Below are 8069 nucleotides of genomic sequence, written 5' to 3'. Positions count from 1 at the left end.
CCGTTGAACTCTCAGTACCGGATCATTCTTCGGTAATCCCTGGGTGCGTGGCCCGTCCGGCCGCCGACAGCCGGACGGGCCCTTTACCCGCCCCGTGATTCCCAAGTGGTGAGCAGAAACAAGATCCACGAGAGACAAGGGGCGGGAGTCTGGCGAGTCAGGAATCGAGGCGGGAATTGATCAGGTTGGTGATCTGCGCGTACTCCGGACTGGCCTTGAACGCTTCTTCCTCTGGATCAAGAAGTTCGAAGCTGTGCCCTCCGGGATGATCCAGGAAAAGCCCGCAGGCTTCGTCCTGCACCCCGTGCCCGGTGACAGCGGGGCAGTCCGGCCGCACCTGCACCATCACCTGCCCGGCCTCGGCCCACGAGACCCACATCTCACCCTTGCTGGCATCCGTCAGCACCCATGCCAGCGCAGAATGCGTTCGCTGGTCCTGGTGGTCCTCCAGCAGACACCGCAGCTCGCGTTCCATTCCCTCAGGGTTCTTGGCCTCTTCGGGACGCAGGTGGAACATGATCCGAACCAGCGAGCGGGACACGGGCGTCTCCTCGCCGCAGATGCGGCGTACAAACGGCTCGCTCACAGCTCCCCCAGTGCGCCGAGGGTGACGATTGCGGTCATGCCCAGGAAGACGGCCAGGGCGTAGGCGGGTCCTTCGTACGGTCCGGCCTTGCGGCCGAGCGCGGCCAGGGGGCACCAGCGCGCCCGCCACGCCGCCAGCCGCGTCTTCACCGGTAGCCCCTGCTCTGTGCGTTGACCTCGGCCAGGGCGGGGCTCATGGCGTCGGACTGGACAGCCGGGCTCAGGGCGGAAGCAGGGGCTTCCCACTCCCGTCCGCCGTTCAGCGGGCGGAGCTGATAAACGGGCCCGACGTGGCCCATGACGCGCCCCACACGCTCGTGCGAGGCATCCTTGACCACGTCGCCCGTTTCGGGCCGGTAGCGGCCTCCTGGCGTGTTCACTCAGCCTCCTCCATCGCAGGCTTGTGGGGGTGATTCCTGATCTCGTCGTTCGCGCGCTCAGCCTGACGACGGCCGTCGCCGCGCAGCCCGCGCCACGTCTGGCAGTAGGTGCGGAGCCGGACATACCCCGCGCAGATCCGGCAGCCCTCCACCGGCACCGGCTCAAGGTCCTTGGCGCTCATGGGCCAACCGCCTCTGCAGAGCGCCCACCAGACCCGTGCGGAGTCCCCGCGTGGACATGGCGAAGCTACGGGGAACCCAGGCGGGGGCCAGTCCCCAGACACCACCAGCGCGTATGAGACCGACCAGCGCAGCAATCTCGTCGGGCGGGTGACGAGCCATGTTCCTGCTGTTCATGTGCCGTGCCCCTTCGCTGGCTTCCGTGCGGTGTTCCGTCCTCGCACTAGGCAACTGCCTGCTCACACTCAGCGGTACCGTTGAGGAAGCACCAAGGGGTAAAAGTGGTAAGTGCACGACTGACATGAGGAGTTGGCCGTTCATGGTTACCCGCGAACCGAACGAGTGTCTGGCCCGCCTTTATCGCGAGACCGGGTGGACTCAGCGCCAGTTCGCCCAGGCGGTGAACCGTCTCGGAACGGAGCGAGGGACCCCGGTCACGTACCAACGGCCGTCCGTTAGCCAGTGGCTCAGCGGGCAACTGCCCAGGGAGGAGACGCGCCCGCTGATCCTGGAAGCGCTGTCCCGCAAGCTGCACCGGCCCGTTACTCATGCCGAAGCAGGATTCTCAACACCCCCACAGGCGTTGACCAACCACCCCAGTACGGTGGAAGGACTCATCGACTTGGGGAGGCAAGATATGGAACCGTCGCGCCGGAGCATTGTGGGCGCAGGCTTGTTCTCTGTCGCGCTGACCATCCCCGATTGGCCGGACGTCGTGGGCCGGATAGAATCCGCACAGTCGGGCAGGACTCTGCGTATCGGCATGGCTGAGGTCGAGATGGTCGCCGCCATGACGGAACGCGTTTCCGAACTCGATGACCAGTTCGGCGGACGGCACGCACGCCCCATGGCTGCCGCATTCCTTGTCAACACCGTTGCCCCGTACCTGCGGGCCGAAGCCCTTCAGCCGGTTCGGAAAGCGATGATGTCCGCTGCTTCCGACCTGTGCTATTTGACTGGGTACATGGCCGTGGACGAGGGGATTCACGGGTTGGCTCAGCAGTATTACTTGAAGGCGCTGGAACTCGCCGGGGCGTCAGAGGATCACCTCACCTACTGCACCACCTTGCGAGGAATGAGCGTCCAAGCTGTCGACCTTGGCCATGGCAAGGCAGCTATGCGCCTTGCAGATGCTGCCGCTTCCGCATCTCCCCAGGCTGGCCCAAGGATGCGTGCATTCCTGGCCGGTCAGCAGGCTCATGCGTCAGCTCAACTCGGATACCGAAATGACGCTCTGATGTACCTTCGGGAAGCCGAAGCGGCGATGGAAAAGGCCGAATCGCAACAGACGACATTCGGTTCGTACGATCCAGCAGCACTAAACTATCACACAAGCCAAGTCCGATACGAACTGGGTGATGTGACGGGCGCGGTCGAAGCGATGAAGCAGTCGGACAAACTGCACTACGACATCTACCGTCGCACGCGCGTCAAGAAGCGCACAATTCTGGCTGAGCGGCAATTCGCTATCGGGCATCTCGAAGCGGCATGTTCTACCTGGAGGGGTGCCCTGGATGACTACCCTCTGGTGCAGTCCGGGAGAGCCGATCTGGGAATTCAGAACATGTTGCGACTGATCAAACCTCATCTGAGGAACCACTCCGCTCGTGATCTGTACGAACGTGCACGACTGGTTACTCCGGCTTCGCTGCTGGTCTGACCTGTAAACCCAAACCGCCCCCGTTCCGGTGTGATCCGGAACGGGGGCGGTGTCGGCTACGACCACCACGTGACCCCCGCACACCGCAAGGAGTCCGCGTCAGCTCAGCCGCTCGCCGTCGCCAGGAACGCCAGCAGGTCCTGGCGGCTGACCACGCCCGTCGGCTTGCCCTCCACCAGGACGATCGCCGCGTCCGCCGCGTTCGCCGCGTCGCCGAGCACGGTCATCAGATCGGACACGGGCTCACCGGAGCCGACCTGCGGGAGCGGGGGGCTCATGTGCTTCTCGAGCGGGTCGGCGAGTGCGGCGCGCTGGGTGTAGAGCGCGCCGAGCAGTTCGCGCTCGACCACCGAGCCGATGACCTCGGCGGCCATGACGTCCGGGTGGCCCGCGCCCGGTTTGACGATGGGCATCTGGGAGACGCCGTACTCGCGCAGCACCTCGATGGCCTGGCCGACGGTTTCCTCGGGGTGCATATGGACCAGGCTGGGGATCTTGCCACCCTCCTTGTGGCGCAGTACGTCACCGACGGAGGCGGAGGGTCCCGAGCCCTCCAGGAAGCCGTAGTCCGCCATCCACTCGTCGTTGAAGATCTTGGACAGATAGCCGCGCCCGCTGTCCGGGAGCAGGACGACCACCACATCGTCGGGACCGAGCCCCTCGGCGACCTTCAGCGCCGCCACGACGGCCATGCCGCAGGAGCCGCCGACGAGCAGGCCCTCCTCCTTGGCGAGCCGGCGGGTCATCTGGAAGGAGTCCTTGTCGGAGACCGCGACGATCTCGTCCGTCACGGTCCGGTCGTACGCGGTGGGCCAGAAGTCCTCACCGACGCCCTCGACCAGATACGGGCGGCCGGAGCCCCCGCTGTAGACGGAGCCCTCCGGGTCGGCGCCGATGATCTTCACCGCGCCGTCGCTGACGTCCTTGAGATAGCGGCCGGTCCCGGAGATCGTGCCGCCCGTGCCCACGCCCGCGACAAAATGGGTGATCTTCCCGTCCGTCTGATCCCACAGCTCGGGGCCGGTGGACTCGTAGTGCGAGCGCGGATTGTCCGGATTGGAGTACTGGTCCGGCTTCCAGGCGCCGGGGGTCTCCCGTACGAGCCGGTCGGAGACGTTGTAGTACGAATCGGGGTGCTCGGGGTCCACGGCCGTGGGGCAGACGACGACCTCGGCACCGTATGCCCGCAGCACGTTGATCTTGTCCGTGGAGACCTTGTCCGGGCAGACGAAAACGCACTTGTAGCCCTTCTGCTGGGCCACGATCGCCAGTCCCACGCCCGTGTTGCCGCTGGTCGGCTCCACGATCGTGCCGCCCGGCAGGAGCGCGCCGCTCGCCTCCGCCGCCTCGATCATGCGCAGGGCGATCCGGTCCTTGACCGAGCCGCCGGGGTTGAAGTACTCGACCTTGGCCAGGACGGTCGCCTGGATGCCCTCGGTGACGCTGTTCAGCTTCACCAGCGGGGTATTGCCGACAAGACTGATCATCGAGTGATGGATGCGCACAGTGTTTCTCCGGGATCTCCGTAGTGAATGCGGCCAGAGTATGCGGACTCGGGTGGGATTGGGCGAGTACGGCTGATTGGGAAGCGGCGGCTTCGGGGCAGTTAGGTACTGATGAGTACGGACCGCGGCTTGGCTGCGAGGAGAGGAGGCCGGACGGTGTCGAGGGCGAGAGTGGCGCGGCGTATCGCGGCGGGCGCGGCCTATGGCGGCGGGAGCATCGGTCTGCTCGGAGTGGCGACCGTGGGTGTGGTGCTCGCCGAGGTCCAGCTCGCGAAACGGTCGGTCGGCGGCGGGCGTGCGCCCGTGCCGCCGCGCGGGGACGGACTGTACGGGCTGGCGTTCGGCCGGGCCGATCCGCTGCTCCTCGGGCTGCTGGGGGACTCCACGGCCGCGGGCCAGGGGGTACGGCGGGCGGGCCAGACACCGGGCGCGCTGCTGGCGTCCGGGCTGGCAGCGGTGGCCGAGCGGCCCGTGGAGGTGTGCAATGTCGCCCTTCCGGGGGCCCAGTCGGACGATCTGGAGCGCCAGGTGACGGCGCTGCTGGCGGACACGTCCCGGATGCCGGACGTCGGCGTGATCATGATCGGGGCGAACGATGTCACCCATCGGATGCCGCCGACGCAGTCCGTACGGCATCTCGCGTCGGCCGTGCGCAGGCTGCGGACGGCGGGGGCCGAGGTGGTCGTCGGCACCTGCCCTGATCTGGGCACCATCGAGCCGGTGTACCAGCCGCTGCGGTGGCTGGCCCGCCGGGTCTCCCGCCAGCTCGCGGCGGCCCAGACCATCGTGGTGATCGAGCAGGGCGGGCGCACGGTGTCGCTGGGCGATCTGCTGGGGCCGGAGTTCGCCGCGAATCCGAGGGAGATGTTCGGCGCGGACAACTACCACCCGTCGGCGGAGGGGTACGCCACAGCCGCCATGGCGATGCTGCCGACGGTGTGCGCGGCGCTGGGGGTGTGGCCCGAGTCGGACCGGCCCGAGGCGGCGCGGGACGAGGGCATACTGCCGGTCGCGGAGGCCGCGGCGGAGGCCGCGCACGAGGCGGGGACGGAGGTCACGGGCGCCCGCGCCCCCTGGGCCCTGCTCAAGCACCGCCGGCGCCGCCGCCTCCCCGAACCCGCCCCGGAACCCACCACCCCGCCGTCTCCCCAGCCGACCCGGCCCTAAGGGCGTCTCCGATGGGTTCTGACGGGTCAGACGGGTCAGGCGGGCCAGGTGGGGCGGGCTGGATCCGGGAGGGGGCGACGGGACCCGCTGCCGCGGACCGAGGCGGCTCGGCAGGCGGGTCCTCCGGAACGGCCAGGCCCACCCGGGGCTATGACCTGCCGGGCAGACGTTCAGCGATGCGTCCGGCGATGGCACGGCGTAGTTCGGGGTCCAGTCGATGCATGGCGAAGGACTCGAACAGCCACAGGCCGTCGGCTGCGAGGCGGGCGATGAACTGGTCGAGTGCGACGGGGTCGTCGGCGTCGGTGACCGGGGCGGGGGCCCACCGTTCCAGTACCGCGACCCAGGGGGCCGAGTGTTCGGCGGTCGTCGATCCTTCGAGCATGAAGAGAAGCTCGGCCCGGGTGGCGCTGTCGGCGGCGACGCGGATATAGGTGGTGAGGCGTTCCTCAGGGGTGACCTCGGACGCGGGCTTGCCCGCTGCCGCGACCATGACCGCTTCCCATCGGTCGGCGAGGTACTGATGGATGCCCTGGACGAGATCTTCCCGGGAGGCGAAGTGATAGAGGAGCCCGCCCTTGGTCAGACCTGCTTCGGCGGCGACGGAGTCGAAGGTGACGCCCTTGATGCCTTCCCGCTCCACGACTCGGCGGGCCGCTTCGAGGATCTGAGTTCGCTTGCTGGTCCGCATGGGGACTCCTGAGGCGTGGTGTCAGTGGGTGTCGGTGGGTGTCAGTGGGTGTCAGTGGTGTGTGGCGGCGGACAGGGTGGATCCGGGGCCGTGGCGGCGTAGGAGGAGACCGGTCAGGATCGCGCCGACGGCCATGGCGGCGGCGACCACGATCATCACGGAGAAGTAGGCGCTGTCGAAAGCACTGGACGCGGCGGTGATCAATGACGGGTTGTCGTCCCCTGCCAAGGCCAGCGCGGCGTCGAGGCTGTCGCGCGCGGAATCCGGGACTCCGGCAGGCAGGTCAAGGGTCGCGGTGTAGACGGAGGTCAGGAGACTGCCGAGCAGGGCGACCGCGATGAGGCCGCCGAACTCATAGGACACCTCCTCCACGGAGGACGCCATGCCGGCCCGCCGGGCGGGGACATTGCCCATGATCGCGCTCGACGCGACGGACATGGCCGCTCCGAGACCGGCACCGGCGACGAGCAGCCCGGTGATGAGCAGCCCCATGCTGGTGTCGAAGTTCAGCAGGATCAGTACGGAGCCGACCGTGCTGAGGGCGAGGCCGCCCGCGACGATGGGCAGCAGGCCGACCCTGTGCAGGATGGCACCGCCGAGTATGGCGGTCGGCATCGCCCCCACGGCCACGGCGGCGACAAGGACACCGGCCCGCAGCGGGGTGAAGCCCTCCACGAGCTGGAAGCGCTGAGTGGTGACCAGCTGGATGCCGGCGATGGCGAACGTGGCGAATCCGGCGGCCAGGACGCCGGCGAGGAAGGCCCGGTTGCGGAAGATCGCGAAGTCCAGCAGGGGGTACGGCAGGCGGCGCTGTCGGCGTGCGAACGCCCATCCGCCGGCAGCGGCCGCGAGCAGGGCGGCGGCGATGATGAGCGGGGCGCGCTCCTGCTTCGCCGTCTCCTTGATCGCGATCACGAGACCGACGAGGGCGACGAGCGCGAGGAGCGAGGAGAACAGGTCCCAGCGCTTGGTGGGGTCGGCGTCATTGGCCGGCGCGATGGCCAGGGTGGCGATGAGCGCCGCGATGACGACGGGGACGTTGATGAGGAAGACCGACCCCCACCAGAAGCTCTGCAGCAGGAGCCCGCTGACGATCGGGCCCAGCGCGCTGCCCACGATCGCCAGGGTGCCCCAGATGGCGATGGCGATGTTGCGTTCCCGCTCGTCGTCGAACGCGATGCGGATCAGGGCGAGGGTCGCGGGCATCATCGCCGACGCACCGACGGCCAGGAACGCGCGGGCCGCGATCAAGGCGTCCGGAGTCGGCGAGAACGCGGCGGTCAGCGAGGCGGCCCCGAAGACCACCAGACCGATCAGGAACATCCGGCGGTGCCCGATCCGGTCGCCGAGGGTCCCGCTGCCCAGCAGCAGCCCGGCCATCACCACCGGATAGGCGTTGATGATCCACAGACTCTCGGAACTGCTCGCACCGAGATCCCCCACCAGCGTCGGCAGCGCCGCGTACAGGATCGAGTTGTCCAGCGTGATCAGCAGGAGTCCGGCGCTCACCACCGTCAGCAGCAGCCAGCGCCGTTTTGCGCTGAGAACCATCCTGTCCACCTTCCCTAGGAACCGCACAACGCTCATAACTGTACCTTCCGAAAGGTACAGTTATGATGCCAGGGCGCTGTGACGGGGTCCTTGGGCTGCCGTTCCTCGGTGGCGGGGCGCGGGCCGCTGAGGCAGCGCCCCGGCAGAAACCCGGGGCACCCCATACGCGCACCGCCCCGGCGGGTCCGGCGGGGCGATGCGCTCAGATCGGGCCCGGCGGGCCGTCCTCAGATACCGGCGGGGGTACGCGGCTCCCGCCTCATCGCCCACAGTTGCGGTCCGCCCCCCGGCAGCCGCGCCTCCCCGAGCACGGTGAAGCCGAAGTGCTCGTACACGGGGAGATTCGACTG

9 protein-coding genes and 1 pseudogene are annotated in these 8069 nt (G+C 68.2%); 2 read left to right on the top strand and 8 right to left on the bottom strand.

Annotated features, from left to right (window positions below):
• Positions 1-157 precede the first annotated feature (157 nt).
• The 4 genes from ACWF94_RS26565 to ACWF94_RS26550 are packed head-to-tail and all read right to left on the bottom strand — an operon-like array spanning position 158 to position 1147.
• Positions 158-586 (bottom strand): hypothetical protein, encoded by a 429-nt coding sequence (locus tag ACWF94_RS26565; RefSeq protein ID WP_453493491.1) that lies wholly within the window; start codon positions 584-586, stop codon positions 158-160.
• Positions 583-735, bottom strand: coding sequence for a hypothetical protein (locus ACWF94_RS26560; RefSeq protein ID WP_453493488.1), 153 nt, complete (start codon positions 733-735; stop codon positions 583-585). Before ACWF94_RS26560 ends, ACWF94_RS26565 begins: the two co-directional genes overlap by 4 nt.
• Positions 732-965: a hypothetical protein gene (locus ACWF94_RS26555; protein ID WP_453493485.1), complete on the bottom strand. Its 234-nt coding sequence runs from the start codon at positions 963-965 to the stop codon at positions 732-734. Before ACWF94_RS26555 ends, ACWF94_RS26560 begins: the two co-directional genes overlap by 4 nt.
• Complete coding sequence (locus ACWF94_RS26550) at positions 962-1147, bottom strand: hypothetical protein (RefSeq protein WP_453493482.1); 186 nt, start codon at positions 1145-1147, stop codon at positions 962-964. Before ACWF94_RS26550 ends, ACWF94_RS26555 begins: the two co-directional genes overlap by 4 nt.
• Before the next feature lie 317 nt (positions 1148-1464).
• On the opposite strand from ACWF94_RS26550, the gene ACWF94_RS26545 reads away from it, so the two are divergent.
• Positions 1465-2805 carry a tetratricopeptide repeat protein gene (locus ACWF94_RS26545; RefSeq protein WP_453493479.1) on the top strand — a complete coding sequence of 447 codons (1341 nt, stop codon included), beginning with the start codon at positions 1465-1467 and terminating at the stop codon, positions 2803-2805.
• Between the two features lie 104 nt (positions 2806-2909).
• Here the strand turns inward: ACWF94_RS26545 and ACWF94_RS26540 are convergent, their stop codons facing one another.
• Complete coding sequence (locus ACWF94_RS26540) at positions 2910-4310, bottom strand: cystathionine beta-synthase (RefSeq protein ID WP_453493477.1); 1401 nt, start codon at positions 4308-4310, stop codon at positions 2910-2912.
• A 111-nt stretch (positions 4311-4421) separates the two neighbouring features.
• On the opposite strand from ACWF94_RS26540, the gene ACWF94_RS26535 reads away from it, so the two are divergent.
• Entirely contained in the window at positions 4422-5477 is a 1056-nt protein-coding gene (locus ACWF94_RS26535; RefSeq protein WP_453493474.1) for an SGNH/GDSL hydrolase family protein, read from the top strand.
• Between the two features lie 148 nt (positions 5478-5625).
• On the opposite strand, the gene ACWF94_RS26530 is transcribed toward ACWF94_RS26535, so the two are convergent.
• The 3 genes and pseudogenes from ACWF94_RS26530 to ACWF94_RS26520 all read right to left on the bottom strand — a co-directional run.
• Entirely contained in the window at positions 5626-6168 is a 543-nt protein-coding gene (locus ACWF94_RS26530) for a TetR/AcrR family transcriptional regulator (protein WP_453493471.1), read from the bottom strand.
• A gap of 51 nt (positions 6169-6219) precedes the next feature.
• Entirely contained in the window at positions 6220-7719 is a 1500-nt protein-coding gene (locus ACWF94_RS26525) for an MFS transporter (RefSeq protein WP_453493468.1), read from the bottom strand.
• 227 nt (positions 7720-7946) lie between these two features.
• A pseudogene (locus ACWF94_RS26520) lies at positions 7947-8069 on the bottom strand (GNAT family N-acetyltransferase); the annotation flags it as partial.

It is taken from the genome of Streptomyces sp. NPDC055078 (assembly GCF_053607985.1).
Note: the sequence above shows the minus strand (reverse complement) of the source record. Positions and strands in the feature narration are given on the sequence as shown.

Bases quoted from the DNA above. Each gene is read 5' to 3' on its own strand.
- ACWF94_RS26550 (WP_453493482.1), bottom strand. From the start codon at position 1,147: ATGAGCGCCAAGGACCTTGAGCCGGTGCCGGTGGAGGGCTGCCGGATC.
- ACWF94_RS26545 (WP_453493479.1), top strand. From the start codon at position 1,465: ATGGTTACCCGCGAACCGAACGAGTGTCTGGCCCGCCTTTATCGCGAG.
- ACWF94_RS26535 (WP_453493474.1), top strand. From the start codon at position 4,422: ATGAGTACGGACCGCGGCTTGGCTGCGAGGAGAGGAGGCCGGACGGTG.
- ACWF94_RS26530 (WP_453493471.1), bottom strand. From the start codon at position 6,168: ATGCGGACCAGCAAGCGAACTCAGATCCTCGAAGCGGCCCGCCGAGTC.
- ACWF94_RS26525 (WP_453493468.1), bottom strand. From the start codon at position 7,719: ATGGTTCTCAGCGCAAAACGGCGCTGGCTGCTGCTGACGGTGGTGAGC.